Origin of the sequence: Lentimicrobium saccharophilum (assembly GCF_001192835.1) — a bacterium.
GTDB classification, from domain to species: domain Bacteria; phylum Bacteroidota; class Bacteroidia; order Bacteroidales; family Lentimicrobiaceae; genus Lentimicrobium; species Lentimicrobium saccharophilum.
This window is the reverse complement of record NZ_DF968183.1, coordinates 848,061-870,110: the sequence shown is the minus strand read 5'-3', so window position 1 is coordinate 870,110 and position 22,050 is coordinate 848,061. Positions and strand designations below refer to the sequence as shown.

General features: G+C 46.6%; 16 protein-coding genes. 9 read left to right on the top strand and 7 right to left on the bottom strand.

The window, feature by feature from the left end:
- Nucleotides 1-84 precede the first annotated feature (84 nt).
- Nucleotides 85-1,056, top strand: coding sequence for a M23 family metallopeptidase (locus TBC1_RS15400; RefSeq protein ID WP_062045639.1), 972 nt, complete (start codon nt 85-87; stop codon nt 1,054-1,056).
- Nucleotides 1,057-1,070: 14 nt separating this feature from the next.
- Complete coding sequence (locus TBC1_RS15395; protein WP_062044820.1) at nt 1,071-1,415, top strand: MerR family transcriptional regulator; 345 nt, start codon at nt 1,071-1,073, stop codon at nt 1,413-1,415.
- Between the two features lie 2 nt (nt 1,416-1,417).
- On the opposite strand, the gene rfaD is transcribed toward TBC1_RS15395, so the two are convergent.
- The gene (gene rfaD, locus TBC1_RS15390) at nt 1,418-2,383 is read right to left on the bottom strand and encodes an ADP-glyceromanno-heptose 6-epimerase (protein ID WP_062044818.1); all 966 of its coding nucleotides are present in this window, start codon (nt 2,381-2,383) and stop codon (nt 1,418-1,420) included.
- A 175-nt stretch (nt 2,384-2,558) separates the two neighbouring features.
- Nucleotides 2,559-3,659 carry an alkaline phosphatase gene (locus TBC1_RS15385; protein WP_062045637.1) on the bottom strand — a complete coding sequence of 367 codons (1,101 nt, stop codon included), beginning with the start codon at nt 3,657-3,659 and terminating at the stop codon, nt 2,559-2,561.
- 240 nt (nt 3,660-3,899) lie between these two features.
- On the opposite strand from TBC1_RS15385, the gene TBC1_RS15380 reads away from it, so the two are divergent.
- Complete coding sequence (locus tag TBC1_RS15380) at nt 3,900-5,303, top strand: MFS transporter (protein ID WP_062044816.1); 1,404 nt, start codon at nt 3,900-3,902, stop codon at nt 5,301-5,303.
- Nucleotides 5,304-5,717: 414 nt separating this feature from the next.
- Here TBC1_RS15380 and TBC1_RS15375 read toward each other — a convergent pair whose 3' ends face one another.
- The 3 genes from TBC1_RS15375 to TBC1_RS15365 all read right to left on the bottom strand — a co-directional run bounded on the left by TBC1_RS15375 (nt 5,718) and on the right by TBC1_RS15365 (nt 10,156).
- Nucleotides 5,718-7,571: an alpha-amylase family glycosyl hydrolase gene (locus TBC1_RS15375; protein WP_062044814.1), complete on the bottom strand. Its 1,854-nt coding sequence runs from the start codon at nt 7,569-7,571 to the stop codon at nt 5,718-5,720.
- A 63-nt stretch (nt 7,572-7,634) separates the two neighbouring features.
- Nucleotides 7,635-8,645: a LacI family DNA-binding transcriptional regulator gene (locus TBC1_RS15370; RefSeq protein WP_062045635.1), complete on the bottom strand. Its 1,011-nt coding sequence runs from the start codon at nt 8,643-8,645 to the stop codon at nt 7,635-7,637.
- A gap of 341 nt (nt 8,646-8,986) precedes the next feature.
- Nucleotides 8,987-10,156 carry an IS256 family transposase gene (locus TBC1_RS15365; RefSeq protein ID WP_062037726.1) on the bottom strand — a complete coding sequence of 390 codons (1,170 nt, stop codon included), beginning with the start codon at nt 10,154-10,156 and terminating at the stop codon, nt 8,987-8,989.
- Between the two features lie 377 nt (nt 10,157-10,533).
- Between TBC1_RS15365 and TBC1_RS15360 the strand changes: the two genes are divergently transcribed.
- The 4 genes from TBC1_RS15360 to rlmD all read left to right on the top strand — a co-directional run bounded on the left by TBC1_RS15360 (nt 10,534) and on the right by rlmD (nt 18,490).
- Nucleotides 10,534-13,566, top strand: a complete 3,033-nt coding sequence (locus TBC1_RS15360) for a SusC/RagA family TonB-linked outer membrane protein (protein WP_062044812.1) — start codon at nt 10,534-10,536, stop codon at nt 13,564-13,566.
- A 12-nt stretch (nt 13,567-13,578) separates the two neighbouring features.
- The gene (locus TBC1_RS15355; protein ID WP_172668915.1) at nt 13,579-15,744 is read left to right on the top strand and encodes a RagB/SusD family nutrient uptake outer membrane protein; all 2,166 of its coding nucleotides are present in this window, start codon (nt 13,579-13,581) and stop codon (nt 15,742-15,744) included.
- A gap of 21 nt (nt 15,745-15,765) precedes the next feature.
- Nucleotides 15,766-16,944: a SusE domain-containing protein gene (locus TBC1_RS15350; RefSeq protein WP_062044809.1), complete on the top strand. Its 1,179-nt coding sequence runs from the start codon at nt 15,766-15,768 to the stop codon at nt 16,942-16,944.
- A 130-nt stretch (nt 16,945-17,074) separates the two neighbouring features.
- A complete protein-coding gene (gene rlmD, locus TBC1_RS15345) occupies nt 17,075-18,490 on the top strand; it encodes a 23S rRNA (uracil(1939)-C(5))-methyltransferase RlmD (protein WP_062044807.1) in 1,416 nt (471 codons plus the stop codon).
- A 10-nt stretch (nt 18,491-18,500) separates the two neighbouring features.
- Here rlmD and TBC1_RS15340 read toward each other — a convergent pair whose 3' ends face one another.
- Complete coding sequence (locus tag TBC1_RS15340; RefSeq protein WP_062044805.1) at nt 18,501-19,016, bottom strand: shikimate kinase; 516 nt, start codon at nt 19,014-19,016, stop codon at nt 18,501-18,503.
- A gap of 150 nt (nt 19,017-19,166) precedes the next feature.
- Here TBC1_RS15340 and TBC1_RS15335 point away from each other — a divergent pair, with 150 nt between their 5' ends.
- Complete coding sequence (locus TBC1_RS15335; RefSeq protein ID WP_062045633.1) at nt 19,167-21,092, top strand: RecQ family ATP-dependent DNA helicase; 1,926 nt, start codon at nt 19,167-19,169, stop codon at nt 21,090-21,092.
- A complete protein-coding gene (locus TBC1_RS15330; protein ID WP_062044803.1) occupies nt 21,052-21,711 on the top strand; it encodes a DNA-3-methyladenine glycosylase in 660 nt (219 codons plus the stop codon). The genes TBC1_RS15335 and TBC1_RS15330 overlap by 41 nt, the downstream gene beginning before the upstream one ends.
- A 32-nt stretch (nt 21,712-21,743) precedes the next feature.
- Here TBC1_RS15330 and TBC1_RS15325 read toward each other — a convergent pair whose 3' ends face one another.
- On the bottom strand, nt 21,744-22,016 hold the full coding sequence (locus tag TBC1_RS15325; protein ID WP_062044802.1) for an HU family DNA-binding protein: 273 nt from the start codon (nt 22,014-22,016) through the stop codon (nt 21,744-21,746).
- Nucleotides 22,017-22,050 lie beyond the last annotated feature (34 nt).

Genomic DNA, 22,050 nt, shown 5'->3' with positions numbered 1-22,050 from the left:
TTGAAAATGTTAATTTTGCAGTCCCCCGGGAAAAACAAACCAATAATCTGCCTTTCACCTGATTACAATTTTTTTCTTTGCTCTATGGCAAAAGTCAGATATCATTTCAATACCAAGTCGCTTAAAATCGAAAAGGTTAAGGTTACTTTCAAGCAAAGGCTCCTTCGCCTGTTGTCGGTAATTGCAACCGGAATGGTTTTCGCAGCGGTTGTGCTGCTGTTTGCATATAATTTTATAGAATCTCCCAAAGAACGCATTTTGCAGCGGGAAATAGATCAGTATAAGCTGCAGTTTGCTATTTTGAATGACCGGCTTGACAAGGTGCAGGCGGTTGTGAGTGATCTGCAGGACAGGGATGACAATATTTACCGGGTAATATTCGAGTCAGAGCCCATTCCCTCATCCGTGAGGAAGGCGGGGTTTGGTGGCACTGACCGGTATGCCAGGCTTGAAGGTTTCAGAAACAGCGACATCATTATCAATACCACTCGTAAGCTGGATGTGCTTACCAGTCAGTTATACGTTCAGTCCAAGTCATTTGATGAGGTTTTTGAACTTGCCAAGAGAAAGGAAGAGCTTATTGCTTCAATACCCGCGATTCAACCCGTTTCAAATACTGATCTGCGCCGCATCGGTTCCTATTTCGGTTATCGTACCGATCCGTTTTACAAGGTAACGAAGTTCCATGAGGGAATTGATTTTACCGCTCCGGTCGGCACTGAAATTTATGCCACAGGCGACGGAACTGTTACCGGGATAGAGTACTCGCGGAGTGGATATGGGAATTGTATTGTAATTAATCATGGCTTTGGCTACGAGACACTATACGCGCATCTCTCCAAAATGTCCGTAAAAAAAGGTCAGAAGGTAAAACGGGGGCAGGTTATCGGGTTTGTCGGCAATACAGGTAAATCTACTTCGCCCCACCTGCACTATGAAGTGCGTAAAGGGGGCAGGGCTGTTGATCCGATAAACTTTTTCTTCAATGACATTACTCCCGAGGAATATGCCCAGATGATTGAACTTTCACAACGTCCGTCGCAAACCCTCGATTAAACATTTCCTGCCTTATGCCATACCGGAAAAAGGAAATTGAAAAGGTCTATTTCAGGATAGGGGAGGTGGCGGAAATGTTCGGTGTAAATGTATCACTGATCCGGTACTGGGAAAAAGAATTTGATATTATCAAGCCTTTCCGGAATAAAAAGGGTAACCGGTTTTTCACGAAGCAAGACGTTGATAACTTTCACCTGATTTACCATCTGGTAAAAGAACGCGGATTCACGCTCCAGGGCGCCCGGGAAAAACTGAAAGCGAACAGGGATGATGTTACCGCCAACCATGAAGTGGTGAAAACGCTTCAGCAGATGCGGGCTTTCCTTCTGGAACTCAAGCAAAATCTCTCTGAAGACTGATATTACCTGTAACTGTTGTTTGCAAGGTAATTGCGGACATAATCTGAAATTCCATCCTCCAGCGAAGTGAAAGCACCGGTGTAGCCGGCACTTCTCAGTTTATTCATTTCAGCCTCGGTAAAATACTGATATTTATCACGGATATCTGCCGGGGTGTCGATAAATTCAATATCCGGTTCAAGATTCAATGCCGAGAACGTAGCTCTGGCGAGGTCGAAAAAGGTTCTTGCCTTGCCGGTTCCCAGGTTGTAAAGTCCTGATTGTGGTCTTTTGTTCATCATAAACTCCAACACCGTAACCACATCTTTAACATAAATGAAGTCACGCAGCTGACCGCCATCGGTGAAGTCGGGGCGGTGCGAGCGGAACAGCCTGACCTTCCCGGTTTGTTTGATCTGATTGAATGAATGGAATATCACCGAGGCCATTCTCCCTTTATGATATTCATTCGGACCGTAAACATTAAAGAATTTCATCCCTGCCCAGAAGGGAGGCGTTTCTGATTGCCCGAGCACCCATTTGTCAAATTCATTTTTAGAAATACCGTAAGGATTCAGCGGCCTGAGCTGATCCACAATATCGTGGCGGTCATGGTATCCATACTCACCGGATCCGTATGTGGCAGCCGAAGAAGCGTAAACCAGCGGGATGCGGTATTTGCAGCAGGCTTCCCAAACCTTCTTTGAATAACCTAAATTCAATTCCTCAAATACCTGCATATTGAATTCCGTTGTATCGGTTCTTGCGCCGATATGGAAAACAAAGGTGATCTCCTTATTATGCCGGGGCAACCAGTCGAAGAATTCACTACGGCTGACCCGGGCTGCGAGGGATTTTCCTGTTAGGTTTCCGGCTTTACCGGATTTTGAGAAATCATCAACAACAACTATTTCCTGGTGTCCTGATTCCAACAGTTTGCTGATCAGGCAACTACCTATAAATCCTGCGGCTCCGGTTACTACAATCATTTTTGAATCTTTTTTTGCAAAAATAGGTTACACTGACGGGTTTTCAAAACCGGCTTGTATTCCCGGCGCTCCGTTCAGGGAAATAAAAAATAAAATGACGCGCATATCAAGGCAACACATACCCTGTCCGATAAATATCCTTTCTGTTTGCTGAACAGAATCTGCCAGCCAAAAGCTATCTTGACAGGTTTAGCAATTGGCGCATCAGGCGGAATATATCGGTATTGTCCATCAACCCCCTGAAATTGCCTGAACCGGGGCCATAGGCATACAAAGGTACAGGAACTCCGCTGTGGTCATCAGTAGTAAACCGGCCGCCGGTTTGCCCTGTTTCGAAATTACCTTCCATATTCGACAGTCCGCCGGTTTCATGGTCAGCAGTCACAATTACCAGGGTTTCCCCGTTTTTGCGGGCAAAATCAAGCGCAATGCCAACAGCCTTGTCGAAATCAAGGGTTTCATTCACAATGTAGTCCAGGTTATTGTCATGTCCGCCCCAATCTATCTGGGAGCCCTCAACCATCATAAAAAAGCCCTTCTGATTATTACTGAGCAGTTCCAGGGCTTTTTCGGTTGAAAGACTTAACATATCGCCTCTTCCTTCACTGAATTTCGGGGGATGGGCCGGATAAAGCAATGCAGCCAGTTTACCCTGGTTGACATTCAGCATGGCGGGAATAGTTGAGGCCACCGTGTAATTAAGTTTTGCCAGACTGTCGAGCAGATTGAGACTGTCGCGCCGGTTGACAAATGCGTCACGCCCGCCTCCGATAAATACATCAATGTCGGTGCTCAGAAACTGCATGGCAATATCTTCGGCCTGCTTGCGGCTTTTAACGGAAGCAACAAATGAGGCCGGGGTTGCGTGGGTAACATCGCAGGTAACAACTAAACCGGTTGAAAGCCCTTTGTCTTCCGCCATTTTCAGAATGCTTTTAACAGGGATGCTGTCAGGCCCCATGCCGATCATTCCGTTGTTGGTTTTAATACCACAGGCAATGGCTGTGCCTCCGGCACCCGAGTCGGTGATGTAATCGCTGGCTGACAATGTCTTTACCAAAGCAATCTGGTTAAATTCAGCCATGTGCAAGGTCCCGCATGATGCCGTGTAGGCAGCATACATTTGTGCCAGTCCCATTCCGTCACCGATCATCAGGATAATATTTTTCGGCAGATGCTCCTTGCCGGAATCTTTTGCGGTTTTCTGCGCTTTTAATTCCGGAACCGATGGAGCAATCAGTGATAGAATTGCTGCGAAGACATAAATTTTTTTCATGATCAGATTATATATTTTCATTGTAATCCGTTGCAAAAATATAATTTCCGGGCCGAGGCGGGATTAAATATTTATGAATTCAGGAATTTTTACGCAAAAAATGAAAATGAATGCCGGGGCATCTGTCTTTGGAAAAAATAGCTACATTTACCCGCCCTAAAGCAGGGCTGATATCATGAACAGTGTAAATTTTTCAGATATCAACAGAAATCATTAATTCAAATTTCTAACCTAAGCTTTATGAAAGAGAAAGCCGTGACTTTGTTAAATGAGTCAAAAACCGCCAGGTGGATCGCGTTGGCTCTGATTTCAACCACCATGTTCTTTGCCTACTTCTTTGTGGATGTTGTGGCGCCTTTGCAGAGCATGCTTGAAACCGATTACAAATGGACACCTGAAGTGTTTGGGATGCTTGGCGGATCTGAATTTTTCCTGAATGTATTTGCCTTCTTTCTGATCTTTTCCGGTGTTATCCTGGATAAGATGGGTATCAGGTTTACCCTGATCACAGCCGGACTTACCATGGTGATTGGTGCAGGTCTTAAATTCTATGCGCTTACCCCTGGTTTTGCAGATACCGGTTTTGCTGCCTGGCTGGGTTCTTTCATAACCTGGGTGCCTGCTTCTGCCAAGCTTGCCTTTGTTGGTTTTGCTATTTTTGGCATTGGGGTTGAAATGGCCGGAATCACTGTATCCAAGACCATTGTAAAATGGTTTAAGGGGAAGGAAATGGCCCTGGCGATGGGCCTTGAGATGGCGGTTGCCCGTCTTGGCGTCTTTGCCGTTTTCAGGTTAACCCCGATTTTTGCCGAAAACGGCGGGCCATCCAACTCAGTGTTGTGGGGCCTGGTATTTCTTTGCATCGGATTTCTCCTTTTCCTGACTTATACTTTCATGGATGCAAAGCTGGATAAACAGATGGGTGTGTCAAAACTGACGACAAGTCCGGAAGATGAGTTTAAACTCAGCGATCTTAAAAAGATTTTTACAAATCCGGGTTTCCTTGCAATATCCGCGCTGTGCGTTTTGTTTTATTCGGCCATCTTCCCATTTCAGAAGTTCGCCACGGATATGCTGGCATCAAAACTAAATGTTGATATCAAATCAGCGGCTGCTTATGTTTCCTTTTTCCCGATCGGTGCGATGATTCTTACACCGTTTATAGGCTATTTTCTGGATGTCAGGGGTAAAGGTGCTACCATGATGATATACGGAGCTGTACTGCTTACAGTTTCACACCTGATTTTTGCGCTTGTTCCGGCCGAGTCTTTCGGTGTAGTGACCGCAATTCTTACCATTGTTATCCTTGGTACTGCCTTTTCGCTGGTGCCTGCTTCCATGTGGCCTTCATTGCCGAAAATCGTTGAGGATCGTTACCTCGGTTCGGCCTATGGCGCAATATTCTGGATTCAAAACATTGGTCTGCTTGCCGTTCCCATTCTTATTGGCTGGGCATTGACAGCATCCAATCCCGGGGTTTCAGAGCAGATCGCCGCCGGCGTGGAGGGTGTAAAATATAATTACACCGTACCTGAACTTATTTTCGCAGGATTTGGTGTTCTGGCATTTATCCTTGGCTTTGTGCTGAAGTTCGTTGATAAAAAGAATGGTTATGGCCTGGAGTTACCTAACAAGAAGAAATAGGTATCCATCCTGATTTATTAAGCGGTATCAACTGATGCCGCTTTTTTTATGCAATAAAACGCAAAAAAAAAACCTGCCGGGATGTGCAGGTTTTTTAACGACATGAAAGGAGGGAGTGATAATAGAACACTGGGGCCGGGAAGCCCGGTGCTCATACTAAAATATATCTTTAGTATTGTGCAAAGATGCAACATTAAAAAGGCCTTGTTTTAGTAAATGTACAAGCGTATGGATTTATTTATCAAGCGCAGTGGTTTGTCGAATATTCGTATTATACAGAGGATACATTCGTGCCTGCCCGCGCCTTCTTGCTGCCGGATTGAATCTGAGGCCAATTTCAGGAAGTCATTCAGTATGCGGAAATAACACACTGTTGCATAGATGGCTTGTACAATCCTTTGCAGGATCAGCTTGTTATTTACTTCGTTTCAGTATCCTTGCCGATAAGCTTTCAACGGTCACCTCATTGCCGGTAAATTCGTTTCCGGTCAGCAGGTCAGTATAGGTTCCATTTTCAGGAAGCCGGAACATGTAAGGCGAATTGCCCAGGTTGAAAACAACGGAAACCAGATCACCGTTGTTGTTCCTGCGGCTATAAGCCAGTATTTTGTCTTCCGCAACGGTGAAGTCCATTGCACCGGAAACAAGCACCGGATTCTCTTTTCTGATGCGGATCAGTTTCTTGTAAAATTCCAGATGTTCCCGGTTAAATCCGACCTGATCATAGGTTTTCTTCCCCGGTTTGATATTGGTCCGGGTTTCATCATCAAACTTCAGCTCTTCCCACCACAGCGGCTTACGTTCGTCAGGATCGTCGCCGCCCCACATGCCAAACTCATCGCCGTTCCAGATGTGGGGTGAACCGATTGAAGTAAACTGATGAACGAGGTAGAGCCTGACCCTGTTGTAAGTATCCTCATCCGGTCTTCCGCTGATATATGCAGTATCTTCATGAGGAGAAGCCCGGTACTTGTATTTACCCTTGTTGGCAAAACACGACAGCAGCCTGGGGCTGTCGTGTGTAGCATTTACATTCATCATCCCATACCGGAAAGGCTCATCCAGTCTACCCCATTCAAAAAGCAGCTGATCTGCAAACTGACGCGCATCGTATTCCGGCTCAGCTTCCGCAAAAAATCCCCTGGCCGGCCGGTAAGCCTGATAAAACATTACGGCATCAAATATGGAATCATTGGTGTATGGTGCGGGATCCATCAGGTCGTCCGGCCAGGTTTGCCACCAGATTTCACCTACCAGGTAAGCTTCCGGATTAATGGATTTTACCACCTGACGGTATTCGCGCCAGAAACCCATGGGTACCTGATCGGCCACATCCAGCCTGAATCCGTCAATGCCTTTGCTTACATCCCCGTCAGGGGCCAGCCAGCGGCGGGTAACGTCAAAAATGTGTTTTTTAGCACCGTCGTTCAGGTTTCCTTCATAGGGGAAGCCGTGTTTTCTCTCGCCGGTGACGCCGGTTTTTTTGAGTTCGGGCAGGCTCATGATATTCAGCCAGCCTTTGTAGGCAAATTCATTGCCGGAGGTGGCCGGATCGTCCCAGGCAGTGACTTCATACCAGTCCTTATAGGCCGATTGTTCCTGGTTCTTTATCAGATCCTGCCATGCCCAGAATAATACCCCCGTGTGGTTCCACGAAAAGTCAACAATTACCCGGATGCCCCGGCTATGCAATTCTTCAACCAAACTGAGGAATAATTTATCTGCCGAGGTCCATTTCCAGGTTTCGGGGTTGGCCGGGTCTTCTGTTGCCATGATGGCGAGATCGCCATCAGGATCGGGCCCGAAATTGATATCGATGTGATGATAATTCCGGGCATCATATTTATGCAGTGAAGGCGCATCATTAATGGGGTTCAGGTAAATCGCGGTAATGCCCAGGTCCGAGAGATAATCCAGCTTGTCGAGTATCCCCTGCAGGTCACCTCCGTATCGCCGGTGCTGCATGGTTTCGCGCAGGCCCAGCCCGGTTTTCGCGGCCCAGGGCTCCTGGGTATACCAGTCGGAAGTCCATGGGGTAATTGCCCAGTCGTCAGGTACCGGGAAGGACGCTGAGGGTGTTGAGATGGAAGCGATGGTGGGATCATTGGAAGGATCGCCATTGTTGAACCTCTCTACGAAAATCTGATACCAGATCACCTCTTTCGACCATTCGGGAGGAGATGCAACACTTTCAGTTTTTGTTTTATCATTGCAGGAAGCCATCATCAAAAGGGATGCGAAAAACAGAATTTGTTTAATTTGTTTCATGATATGGGAGTTTCTTGATCGGTTGGTCAATAAGATGGTCAGGAAGTTCAAAAGGGGCCGGAATCAGGTTGAAGCCCGTTTTTCGAGCGATACCGGAATTACCCTTGTCTGAAAATCAATGAAAGTTGAAGGGTTTTCAATTCTTTTAATCAATATTTCAACTGCCTGCCGTCCCATTTCAAATCCGCTTTGTTCAACAGTTGTAAGCGGCGGGTATGCAATGCTGGCGATGGGATCATTACCGAACCCGGTTACCGCAATGTCTTCGGGAATCCGGCTTCCGTTTTCCTGCAGAATCTGCATGGCAGCGATGGCGGTGAAATCGTTTACCGCAAAAATGCCGTCAATTTTGGGTGCGATCCGTAAAATTTCTTCTTTGAGCTGATATACCTCCAGGCGGGTGTCGCATTGGATAATCAGGTCCGGATCCGGTTCAATTCCGTAATTCTGTAAAGCTTTTAAGTATCCTTCCTGCCTTAACCTGCCAACATGCAAGTGTTTCGGAGAGGCCAGGTGGAGGATCCTTTTCCTTCCTGTTTCCAGGAGGTGGCTGGTAGCAATCAGCGCACCTTCAAAATCGGCCGTAACCACCCGGTCGGTTTCTACTTCTTCGCTCACCCTGTCGAGAAACACAAGCGGAATCCCGCTGTCGATCAGATCCTTGAAATGACCGTGATCATGGGTGGTTTTGCTGATGGAAATCAGGATTCCGTCGACCCGGTTATCCAGTAAAACCTGTGTGTTGATGACTTCCCGGTTGTAATCTTCGTTTGATTGACAGATAATCAGCCTGTATCCTTTTGCATAGGCCAGTTCTTCAATCCCGCTGATCACGGATGAGAAGAAATGATGCGTTATTTCAGGGATGATCAGTCCCAGGGTATTGGAACGCTGTCGTTTCAGGCTTAAGGCCAATGCATTCGGCCTGTAATTCACCTGTTCGGCATACTCTTTTACAATACGCTTTGTTTCCGTGCTGATGTCGGGGTGATCCTTGAGCGCACGTGAAACCGTGGACGGAGAAATTCCCAGGGCACGGGCAATGTCATTGATTGAGATCAGGTTTGACTTCATTGAAATCTTATTAATTGTTAGGCTGATTGAATGCATAAAGATAACTTGTTGATAAATGCCAATGCCTTTATCCGGATGATTTTTAATAAAAATTCCTGTTATTCCATCCCTGAAGACGGATTTTTCTAAGATTCTTTTTAAAAAGATGTCATTTGCAATCGTTTCCGCAATCGATTGCGGAAATTTTTTTAATTTATTTCATGGATTTTTGTTAATAAACGGTAGTATCCCTTTTTGTGTGTAATGAGTTCTTCTTCTAAATTCAAAGGTATTCATTTTTTTTGTTTCAATTGAGAATGAATGGCAGCGGAACGAAGGCGTAGCCGAAGTGGAGCTGCCATTCATTCTTCCCAGTGAAATTTGTTTTGTTCATAATCAATCTTAGGGATCTTCCTTTGGTATGCTGATCTGGTCATAGCCACATATCCTAAAAGAAGAATAGTGGCATCTGGCCCTGGTAAAGCGCCGCGCATTCTTGTTGTTCGTTTATAGTCTCTGTTGAGCCGTTCTATCCAGTTGGTAGAATAAAGCATATTATGGGTTCTATAATCATATCCGAGGTAGGTGAAATTTAATTTATAGCGGTTATTTTCTCCCATCCTTTTTATCGACGGATAGTATTTCCCCCATTTACTGCAGAATTCTAGCCATCGTTGATATCCTTTCTCAACGGTATCATTGCGATCTCCAGTTCTCAGCACTTCTTTTAAATCTTCTGCAACCAGCGCTTTGTCTTTAGGCTTAATGTGTTTGTTTACATTGCGTTGCAGATGAATTGCACAAAGTTGAATCTCAGTTTCCGGGAACTGTCTCCATATGGAATCCTCAATAGCAGTAAGGCTGTCACATACAATTAACCCAATCTCTTTTAATCCTCTTTCTTTAAGTGACTGTAGCACGACCTCCCAAGCATTGGCACTTTCAGTCGGGAAATTAATTACTGCAAGCACCTCCCGGGTTCGATCGGCCCTGACTCCCAAAATCGTGTAATATCCTTCTTTGCTAACATGGTCAATTCGTCGGGTATAGATAAAGGTAGCATCTATCATTATAATGGGATAATACGGCTCTAAAGGACGTTGTAACCATGTCTGTACATCATTGCGGGCATAGTCGAACATGCGGCTTATCTGACTTGTGCTGTATTCTTTTCCGTAGATATCGCCAAATATCTGGCCTACTTGCTCTGTGGTTAATCCAGCACCATATAAATTAAAGGCAAGTTTGCGGCATTCTTCTTCCTGATCACGTAAAAGGCTTAATAGTATCGGGTAAAACTGCCCGTTTCGGCTTCGTGGCACTCTAAGCTCAATAATTTTTCCCCGACCAAATGTCCTTCGAGGTCTATACCCATTACTCATATCGCCATTTGTGGCGTTATGTTCTTCTCGTTCTGCTCGCATCATTGCTTCCAGGCTGAGCTTCTGTAATTCCTGTAAACCATTCTCTTTTATGGCGATTTCTTCCAAAATCTTTGTAACTTGCTCTTGTGTAAAGTGTAGGTTTTTCATCTTCTAAATTTTTAAGTTTCGCAACCTTAAATTTAGAAAAATCTCACTTTACACACTTTTTGGGATAGTATCTAATAAACCTTAAATATTGAATTAATTTTTTCTTAACATTGTAGCTGGAATGCGACCATTTTTAAGCAGATAGGCAAGCTTCGGGGATTTTTTTTTAAAAGTTTTTTTTCATTTTAATTTCTGACACTTTAAAAGTTCCTGTCGGGGTGATTAAAAGTGTAATAAATGTCCTCCGTTTTTGAATTGTATTTTCTGTATCAAGAAATGGTCGTTTTGACTTATATTTGAATCAGTAGTTTATTGTAGATCGCATGCCAATTTACGTTTGAGTTAACATAATTAAACCACCAACCAAAATCAGAATTATGAAGAAGCATCATGCATTGCTGAAAGTTCTGTTTCTGTTGCTTGGCCTGGCAATCGGTTCTCAGGGATTTTCCCAGGGAGTCAGGATTTCGGGTAAAGTAACAGATGCAAATGATGGACAATCCATACCCGGGGTTACCATCTTAGTTAAGAATACCTCTACAGGTACCATCACTGACATTGATGGAAAATACTCACTTCAAGTGGATCCGGGTGCAACCCTGGTTTTTTCTTTTGTGGGGTATAATACACAGGAGGTTGTTGTCGGCGCCCAGACTACCCTGAATGTTGTACTGGTGCCTTCGGTGACGGAGCTTGAAGAGGCTGTGATTATCGGTTACGGAGCGGTAAAGAAAAGTGACGCAACGGGCTCTGTAGCCGTGGTTTCGTCAAAGGATTTTAACCGCGGAGCCATCACCACGCCCCAGGAACTGCTGGTAGGAAAATCTACCGGTGTGGTCATCACCAGCAGCGGCGGAGCCCCCGGAGCCGGAGCCACCATCCGGATCAGGGGAGGATCCTCTCTGAATACTTCCAATGACCCGTTGATCGTCATTGATGGTGTTGCCATCGACAACACCGGCGTTTCGGGAACCAACAACATTCTGTCAACGATCAATCCCAATGATATTGAATCGTTCACAGTGCTGAAAGATGCTTCTGCAACTGCCATTTACGGTTCAAGGGCTTCCAACGGGGTGATCATCATTACTACGAAAAAAGGCACATCGGCTGGTAATAAGGAGATAAAAATCAGTTACAATGGTACGATTGGTTACAATACCATTCCCAATACCATCGAAGTGCTTTCGGGAGATGAACTCCGCGAACTGGCCACTGATCTGAAAGATCAGGGTTTTTCCGGTCTCAATGATGATGTGCTGAAGCGTTTGGGCAACGAAAACACCGACTGGCAGAGTGAGATTTACCGGAATGCCATTACCCAGGACCACAACCTGAGTTTCTTCGGCAACCTGAAATCGCTGCCTTACCGTGCTTCATTCGGCTACACCGATCAGGACGGAATTCTGCGCGAAACCAATATGAACAGGGTTACAGGAGCGTTGTCGTTGAATCCGACACTACTCGACGAACACCTGAAAGTTGACATCAACTTCAAAGGAAGTCAGGAAAAGCAGCAGTTTGCCGACTGGGGAGCCGTGGGATCAGCTGTCGCATACGACCCCACACAACCTGTACGTAACGGAAATACCCGTTTTGGCGGCTATTTTACCTGGGTTAACCTCAGCGATGTGTTGCCCGACGGTTCTATGGATCCAAACGGAGAGCCCAACCCCATCGGCGTAAGCAACCCGGTTGCGCTGCTTGAACAGACCGATAACAATTCAACCGTGAACCGCGCCATTGGTAACGCGCAGTTTGATTATAAAATGCATTTCCTACCCGAATTAAGGGCAATCCTCAACCTGGGTTTCGATTATTCAACGAGTGAAGGCGTGAACAATGCTCCTGCAAATGCCGCTTTCACTTTCCGTGACGGAATCGGGCGTTTTACCGATTATTCTCAGGATAAAAAGATGCAGCTGCTTGACTTTTACTTCAACTATGTAAAAGATCTGCCTTCCATCTCCAGTAAGATTGATGCGACTGCCGGTTACTCATGGCAGCATTTCCAGCGGGAAGGAACCAACTGGGTACGTACCGCCCAGGGAAATGAAGACGGCGACAGCCTGCGTTACACCGATTATATCAATGAGAACTTCCTGGTTTCATTCTTCGGAAGGCTGAACTACAGCCTGATGGATAAATACCTGATCACCTTCACCCTGCGTAATGACGGATCGTCAAGGTTCTCGGAAGATAACCGCTGGGGACTTTTCCCGTCGGTTGCTTTTGCATGGAAGATGAACCACGAAGGTTTCCTCAAACAGTATGATAAACTCACCGACCTTAAACTCAGGTTGGGCTGGGGGGTAACCGGTCAGCAGGATATTTCGGATAATTATTATCCATATCTGGCCATCTATCAGATCAGTGATCCTACTGCAGCATACCAGTTTGGTGATCAGTGGTATCTAACTTACCGGCCAAACCGCTATGACAAAAACATCAAGTGGGAGTCAACCACCACTTATAACATCGGATTCGATTACGGCTTTTTCGATAACCGCGTAACCGGTGCCATTGACGCCTATTTCAGGGAAACAGAGGATCTGATTGCCAATATTCCCATTGCATCAGGAACCAACTTCTCAAATTACCTGACCACCAATGTGGGTACCCTTGAGAATCGTGGTGTTGAGTTTATGATTGACGTGAAGCCGGTGGTAACCAAAAATGTTTCCTGGAATATCGGATACAATGTTTCGTTCAACAGGAATGAAATCACCAAACTGCTCCTTACCGATGATCCGGACTTTAACGGCGTAGCAACCGGAGGTATCAGCGGAGGTGTGGGTAACTTTATCCAGCGCAACACGGTAGGCTATCCGGCAAACTCTTTTTACGCTTTCCAGCAGGTATATGATGTCAACGGCATGCCGATTGAAGGATTGTACATCGACAGAAGCGGTGAGGGCGGAAATATAGCAGGAAACGAAGACAATAAATACTACTATAAAAAGCCTGCTCCCGATGTGGTGATGGGATTGACTTCCAGCTTCAGGTATAAGAATTTCGACGCCATGGTATCGGCCAGGGTTAACCTTGGAAATTATGTTTACAACAACGTTGCTTCCGACAGGGCTGTATACAGCAGTCTCTACAATCAGTCGGGCTTCTTCAATAACCTGCCTACCCAGGTTAACCGTACCAAGTTCCGTAATCCTCAGTACTGGTCAGATTTTTATATTGAAAATGCATCATTCCTGAGGCTTGACAATATCAGCATCGGATATAATGTTGAAAAGCTCTTCACGGAGAAACTGGATGCCCGGTTCAGCCTTGCGGTTCAGAATGCATTTGTCATTACAAAATACAACGGACTGGATCCTGAAGTTGACGGTGGGATTGACAACAATATCTATCCCCGCGCCAGGACTTTCGTTTTGGGTATAAATGTTAACTTTTAATTGATGAGCAAGATGAAAAAGTATCTCAAAATAGCATTGGCTGCCCTTGCGATGGTAGTCCTTACAACATCATGTCTGAAGGACCTGGATGTTGAACCCCTGGATGAGAACCTGCCGGTAGCCACCAACGTTTTTGATTCTCCGGAAGCTTACATGCAGGCATTGGCCAAATTGTATGCCTCCTATGCCGTGAGTGGTCAGGAAGGCCCCTCGGGTAAGCCCGACATTGAAGGTATTGATGAAGGTTTTTCCAATTACCTGCGTCAGTACTGGAACGCCCAGCAGCTCTCCACCGATGAGGCGGTAATGGCCTGGAACGATGCAACCATTAAGGATTTTCACTGGCAGACCTGGGCGCCGAATGATGTATTTATCGCGGCCCTTTATGCCAGGGTATTCTACACCATCTCGATATCAAACGAATACATCAGGAATGCTGCCGGTAAGGAAGAATATAAAGAATTCCTTGCCGAGGCCCGCTTTATCAGGGCACATTCATACTGGCATGCGCTCGATTTGTTCGGCAGTCCCGGTTTTGTTACCGAAGATGATGCGCCCGGCGCATTCTTCCCCCGTCAGATCGGCCGTACCGAGCTTTTCAATTATATTGAATCGGAGCTGAAGGCCATTGAAAACGACCTTGGCAACCCCCGGTTTATGTATGGCCGTGCCGATAAAGCCGCTGCCTGGATGCTGATGGCAAAATTGTATCTGAATGCAGAGGTTTATACCGGGCAAAACCGTTATGCCGATGCTGTCACTTATCTTGAAAAGGTGCTGGATGCCGGATATACCCTGGCTCCTGCTTATTCAGACAACTTCATGGCCGACAACCACACCAGTCCCGAAATGATCTTTTCTATCAACTACGACGGTGAATTTACCCGTTCATTTGGCGGAATGGTTTATCTGATTCATGCTGCCATCGGCGGAACCATGCCTGCTGATGAGTTTGGAGTTGGCGGCGGCTGGGGCGGATTACGGACCACCAAAGCTTTTGTTCAGAAGTTTTATCCGGATGTTGTAAACGGTATTTACAGCACTCCCCGCCCACGCAATTATAAAAACAGCTACCCGGTAATTTATGTACCTGGTAACTATATGATTCCGGAATGGGATCCTGCAAATTCCGCCCAGCTCGCTTCTGTGAACAGCGATGGCAATTACGAAGGTTACATCTGGGTTGAAGCCGGAAAAGAATTCAAATTTACCGATGGACCCTCATGGGATGTAAATTACGGTGACGACGGATTTGATGGTACACTCGATCCGGGTGGAGCAAATATAATACCTGCCGAAACGGGTTACTACAAACTCAATGTGAACCTCAATGATCTGACTTACACCATGGTGAAAACGGACTGGGGTATAATCGGATCTGCCACAGAAGGCCTATGGGATTATGATCAGAACATGACTTATGATCCGGCCACCGGATTGTGGAATGCAATTCTCGACCTTACAGCCGGGGAAGTAAAATTCAGGGCCAATGATGGCTGGGACATTAATTATGGTGATTCAGGACTCGATGGTATTCTGGATGCCGGCGGTGACAACATTGCAATACCCGAAGCAGGTACCTATGTGTTTGCCATGAAGCTCGGCACACCCGATTATACTTACTCTATAACCCGCACTGCATTCGACAAACGTGCCATGTTCTGGACCGATGGCCAGACCCTTGAAATCAACGACATTGGTCAGTTTACTGAAGGTTATGCCATTACCAAGTTCAAAAATGTGAACAAGGACGGTTCGCCGGCACGCTTCCCGCATCCCGATTATGTATGTACCGATTACCCGGTATTCCGTCTGGCAGATGCTTACCTGATGTATGCAGAAGCAGTGAAGCGTGGTGGTGGCGGAAGCGAAGGACGCGCGCTTGAACTGGTTAACCAGGTGCGTACCCGTGCTTACGGATCTGTTGATGGAAACATTTCAGCAGGAGAGCTTACCCTCGATTTCATCCTTGATGAGCGTGCCCGTGAACTTTACTGGGAAGGCCACCGCAGGACCGACCTTATCCGTTATGACAAGTTTACCACTTCAGCTTATCTGTGGCCCTGGAAGGGTAAAGTGCCCAATGGCACCGCGACCGGAAGCTTCAGGAATCTTTATCCCATTCCTGCTGCTGAAATGTCGGCCAATCCGAACCTGCAGCAGAACACTGGTTATTAATCTTATTAAATTTCAGATATCATGAAAAAAACACTGTTTTTCATCATAGCACTTGCCGGAATACTGGTATTCAATTCCTGCGAGAAGAGAGAGCTGGAGCCGGTTCTGGATATGGAAAAGACCATAAATCCGGTGATTTCCTCGCCCGGCAATAATGCAGAGTACATCCTGCTCGAAGCACAGGAGGATGCCTTATGGGCCAACATTACATGGGATCCGGCTGAATACAATGTTGAAGCAGGACGTAACTGGAACCTGATCAATCCGGATAAACTGGGTGCTGTTACCTATACTGTTCAGCTTGATACGGAAGCGGATAATTTCAGCAGTCCCCTCGGGCTTACCGCTACCACCGAGACCAGTTATTCCATGACCATAGCCGAATTAAACGGCAAATTGATAAATATGGGTCTGGCCACGGGCGAAGCGCATAACCTGGTTTTACGTATTATCGCCGATGTGACTGATGGCTCCACATACGATAACGCGGTATCGGAAACCATCAAGATGAAGGTTACCCCTTATGCGGCTGAAATCGTTTATCCTCCAATTTATCTGCTCGGAGATGCTACCGCACCCGGATGGGATAATGCCAATGCTTTACCGTTGCATGCTTTCAACGAAACGCAGTTTGCCATCGTTGCCAATCTGGCCGGCGAAGGTAAATTCCTGAAGTTCATCCAGACCCTGGGTGCCTGGGCTCCGCAATGGGGTACCGATGGAACCGGTACCGGAGAAAGTGGTCCTTTGGTATTCCGCCCCACAGAGGATGAACCGGATCCTGCGGGCATTCCTGCCCCGGCAGCAGCCGGCGACTACAGGATATTTGCCGATATTGAAGCACTTACCTATACCATTACCAAGGCTTCTGAAACGCTCTATCTGCTGGGCGACGGAACTCCGGCCGGATGGGATAATACTGCCGCACTGCCGATGACCAAATTGGCTCCCGGACTGTTTGAGATTACAGTGAACCTCGCTGGCGGAAGCACTTACTTCAAATTCATTGAAACGCTCGGACAGTGGTCACCTCAATACGGAACGGATGACAGCGGAACAGGCGATGCAGGCAATCTGGTATTCAGGCCTACTGAAAATGAACCTGATCCTCCTGCAATTCCGGTACCTGCCATTGCCGGTAGCTACAAGATTACAGTTGATCTTGCTAAAATGAAGTATACTGCCGTGATGGCAAATTAATAATTGGTAATTTCTTTATTGAACAGCAGGCTATCCGCAAGGGTAGCCTGCCGTTTTAATGAAAGGCAGGTTTTTGTAATTGCTGGTGGTATAACCGGATTGTTGTACTTTTGCAACTCAGCTGAAGTTTATGGGTAGAAAAGTTAAAAATGAGGGCCCCCTCATCCTCGAAAATGTTGAGATCATTGATGCCGGTGCTGAAGGAAAAGCCATTGCAAGGGTAAATGAAATGGTGGTATTTGTGCCTTTTGTGGTGCCAGGAGATGTGGTCGACATCAGGATAGTTTCGCGCAAACGCAGGTTTTTTGAAGGCAGGGCGGTGAAATTTCATAAATTCTCAGATATGAGGGTGGACCCTGTTTGCAGCCATTTCGGAATCTGTGGCGGTTGCAAATGGCAGGTAATGGATTACAGCCGGCAGTTGTATTACAAGCAGAAACAGGTACAGGATAATTTCAGCAGGATCGGACACCTTGAGTTTCCGGGCATAATGCCCATAAAAGGGGCTGCTCACACCGAATACTACCGCAATAAACTGGAGTATACTTTTTCCACCCACCGCTGGCTTACCGATGAGGAAATGAATATCCCTCCTGAAGCGCGTGATATGAATGCCCTGGGTTTCCATATTCCAGGAATGTTCGACAGGGTGCTGGATATTCAGCATTGCTATCTTCAATCAAATATCTCTAACCGGATACGACTGGCATTGAAAGATTTTGCCATCAACAGGCAGATTTCATTTTATAATATCAGAAACTTTGAAGGTGACCTGAGGAACCTGATTGTCAGGAACTCCAATACCGGCGATCTGATGGTGATCGTTGTTTTCGGAACAGACGACCCCGGTAGGATAGAAACAGTCATGCGGTTTGTTTCTGACCGTTTTCCTGAAATCACATCGCTCTTTTATGTTGTCAACCAGAAGCACAATGATACGATCAATGACCTGATTCCGGTGCTTTACAGCGGAATTCCGCACATGACGGAAGCTATGGACGGCCTTGAATTCAGGATTGGTCCCTTGTCTTTTTTTCAGACCAATTCAGTTCAGGCGCTGGAGCTGTATACCATCACCCGGGAATTTGCCGGCCTCACAGGAACAGAAACAGTTTATGATCTGTATACCGGAACAGGTACAATTGCAAATTTTATCGCTCATCGTGCCGGGCGGGTTGTGGGGATTGAGTATGTGGAGCCTGCTGTGCGGGATGCGCGGATGAATTCGGAGCTGAATGCTATTTCGAATACCGTTTTTTATTCGGGCGATATGGCTAAAGTGCTGACTTCTGAATTTATTATGAGTAACGGTAAGCCGGATGTGGTGATCACAGATCCGCCCAGGGCCGGTATGCACGAAAAGGTGATAAAAAGCATCCTGGAAGCGGCGCCGCAAAAGATTGTTTATGTGAGCTGCAATCCCGCCACCCAGGCCCGCGACATTAGTCTGATGGCGGCGCAATACCGGATTTCAAAGGTGCAGCCTGTGGATATGTTTCCGCATACCCACCATGTGGAGAATGTCTGTCTGCTGGAGCTCAGGTGATTCACCGGCACTAAGGCCTGAAAGATTTGATCTGTCCGGCAAGTTCGTTCAGGTCCGGATTTTCTCCTTTAAAGATTATATGGGCTTTTTCATAAAATAAGGCTCTTTGTTCCAGATGCCGCGTTACCCAGGGTAGCAGTTGGTCATGGCCGATTTTCTTAATCAGCGGCCGGTTAGTTTTAGATTGGGAGAGCCGCTTCACAATGGATACAGGATTGAGTTTTATATAAACGGTTATGCCGCTGCGCTGCATAAGACTGAGATTGTCGAAATAACAAGGCGCGCCGCCTCCTGTGGCAATCACCGTGTTAACCCTGCCGGCCAGCGATCTGATGACTGAATGCTCCAGAATCCTGAATGCATCCTCTCCTTCACTGTCAAAGATCTCTTCGATGGTTTTTCCGGTCATCGATGCAATCAGCTCGTCGGTGTCTTCAAATGCATATCCGAGCATTCGGGCAAGTTTTCGTCCGGCGGTCGATTTGCCGCTGCCCATATAGCCGATCAGGAAAACTGGTTTTGACATGAATTAAATGAATCTGACAGACAAAAATAGCATTATTCCCGGAAATGGACTGCCAAGGAGATGCGGAATACGCAGGACGGATATCTGCTTATTTTTGTAACTTTATACCCTTATGGCATAATTTCAGGTTTACAGAGGATAACTATCATAATGATTTCAACCATTCATCAGATACTGGCGCGATATTGGGGATACAGTGCCTTCAGGCCCATGCAGGAGGAGATTATCCTGTCGGTATTGTCGGGGCACGATACGCTTGCCCTGCTGCCCACCGGAGGAGGCAAGTCGTTGTGTTTCCAGGTGCCCGGAATGGTGACAGCGGGCATTACCCTAGTAATCACGCCCCTGATTGCCCTGATGAAAGACCAGGTTGAAAACCTGAAAAGCAAAGGAATTCCTGCCGAAGCTATCTATTCCGGAATGACTCCCAGGGAAGTTGAACTTGCCATGAATCATGTACTGCACGGTCAGGCGCGTTTCCTTTACCTGTCACCCGAGCGGCTGCTTACCGAACGGTTTCTCACGGCGCTTGAGCATATCAAAGTCGGAATGATTGCAGTGGACGAAGCTCATTGCATATCTCAATGGGGCTACGACTTCAGGCCGCCCTACCTGCGCATTGCAGAATTACGCGACCGTCTGCCCGGTGTTCCCGTGCTGGCCCTTACTGCCACGGCAACCCGGAAAGTGGTGAATGATATTCAGGATAAGCTCAGATTTTCGCAATACCATGTGTTTGAACGCAGTTTCGAGCGCAATAACCTTGCTTATGTCGTTTCGAGGACGGAGAATAAAACTGACCGTCTTCTCAGAATTTGTACAAATGTTAAAGGAAGCGGAATTATATATGTGCGTAACCGGAGGAAAACCAGGGAAGTTGCAGGGTTGCTGGCGAGAAGCGGTATCAGGGCAGACTACTACCACGCGGGTCTGGATCCCCGTGAAAGGGAGAAGAAGCAGGATGCCTGGAAAAGTGGTTCGATCCGGGTTATGGTTTCTACCAATGCCTTCGGCATGGGAATCGATAAGCCGGATGTGAGGTTTGTGGTGCACCTGGATCTGCCCGATAGCCCTGAAGCCTATTTTCAGGAGGCCGGAAGGGCCGGCAGGGACGAGAAAAAAGCTTTTGCCGTGCTGCTTTTCGAAGAAGCCGATATCCTGGATGCCCGCCATAACCTTGACCTTTCATATCCTGAACCTGAGTTCATCCGCAGGGTTTATAAAGCCCTCGGAAACTATCTGAACCTGGTTCCCGGTACCGGTCGCGATACTACGCATGTATTTGATATCAACAATTTTTGCAACCAGTACGATTTTAAGCCGGTTATGGCTTATAACTCCCTTAAATTCATTGAAAGAGAGGGATTTATTGTGATGAATGAGGCAATGTCAACCCATTCTAAACTTGTATTTAATGCCCGTAAGGATGACCTCTACCGTTTTCAGGTTGAACATGCGGCATTTGATCCGCTCATCAAAATGATCCTTCGCTCTTACGGCGGGGTATTTTCGGAGCCCGCTTCCATCAGCGAGGCAGAATTGGGACAGCGCCTGTCAATCCCTGCTGAAACAGTGACTCAACTGCTCACGCGACTGCATCAGCTGGATATCCTTACTTATGTCCCCCGGACCGATAAACCTCAGATTACTTTTTCGAGTGAACTGATAAAGGCTGAGGATCTCCGGATTTCACCTCAGTTTTATCATGAAAGAAAGCAGGAAGCAGTTCAAAGGCTCGATGCCATCATTAATTATGTATCAACATCGAACCGCTGCCGGAGTCAGATGCTGATCTCCTATTTCGGTCAGTCCGACAGCCGTCGGTGCGGAATTTGTGATGTCTGCATCGAAAGGAATAAGGCAAACCTCAGTGAACTGGAATTCAATAATATTCTTGAAGTCATCAAACCTATGCTGAAAGCGGCTCCCTGCAGCCTGAAGGAGCTGACAAATGCCTGTCCCAGGATCAGTGAGGAAAAAGTGATCAATGCGGTAACCTGGCTGACCGATAATGATAAAATTGATGTTGTATCGGATGGATTCTTCAGATGGAGATCAGGAAATGAGGATCAGTGAGCGGCTGCCTGACAGGGATTTTTACATGGATGGCGATGTGGTCGGAATATCAAAACGACTGCTGGGCATGAAGATTGTTTCCAATACCCCTGATGGTATCTGTTCGGGCATTATCACTGAAACGGAGGCTTATGCAGGGGAAACCGACCGTGCATCGCATGCCTTTGGCGGAAGGTTGACGCAGCGCACCGAAGTGATGTATCGCGAGGGTGGTATCGCCTATGTCTACCTCTGTTATGGCTTGCATTCCCTTTTGAATGTTGTTACCGGTCCGGCCGGATTGCCCCATGCAGTGCTCCTCAGGGGGATTCTTCCGCTTGAGGGCATCGGCATTATGGGCGGAAGGGTAAAACGAAGCATTAATGTGCACAAAGATGGTCTTGGCCCCGGAAAGCTTACAAGGCTGTTAGGCGTTGGTAAAAGTCACAATGGAACAGATCTGAAATGTAACGGGCTTCTTTGGATAGAAAAATCGGGATTGTCAATAACTGAAAGCATGATAACTTCAGGGCCGAGAATCGGTATTGATTATGCCGGTGAAGACGCCGGGCTGCCATACCGTTTCCTTTTAGATGTTGTCCAGGTGGAAAGAGAAATTAAAAAAGCCGGCCTTATGTAAGGCCAGCCTTTAAACCGTTGCTTACCGGCAGCTTATTTTACATTCTTGGAGAGCTCAGCACCTGGTTTGAACTTAACAACTTTCTTGGCAGCAATCTTGATTTCTTTTCCGGTCTGAGGGTTACGGCCTTTGCGGGCAGCGCGTTTCGAAACCGAGAATGAACCAAATCCTACAAGAGCTACGCGGTCACCTTTTTTAAGGCTTTTTGAAGTAGCTGAGATGAAAGCGTCAAGGGCTTTTTTGGAATCGGCTTTGGTGAGCCCTGAGTCTGCTGCAATGGCAACAATTAATTCCTGTTTGTTCATCGTTTCCTGATTTAAATGAATACTTTGTTGGATA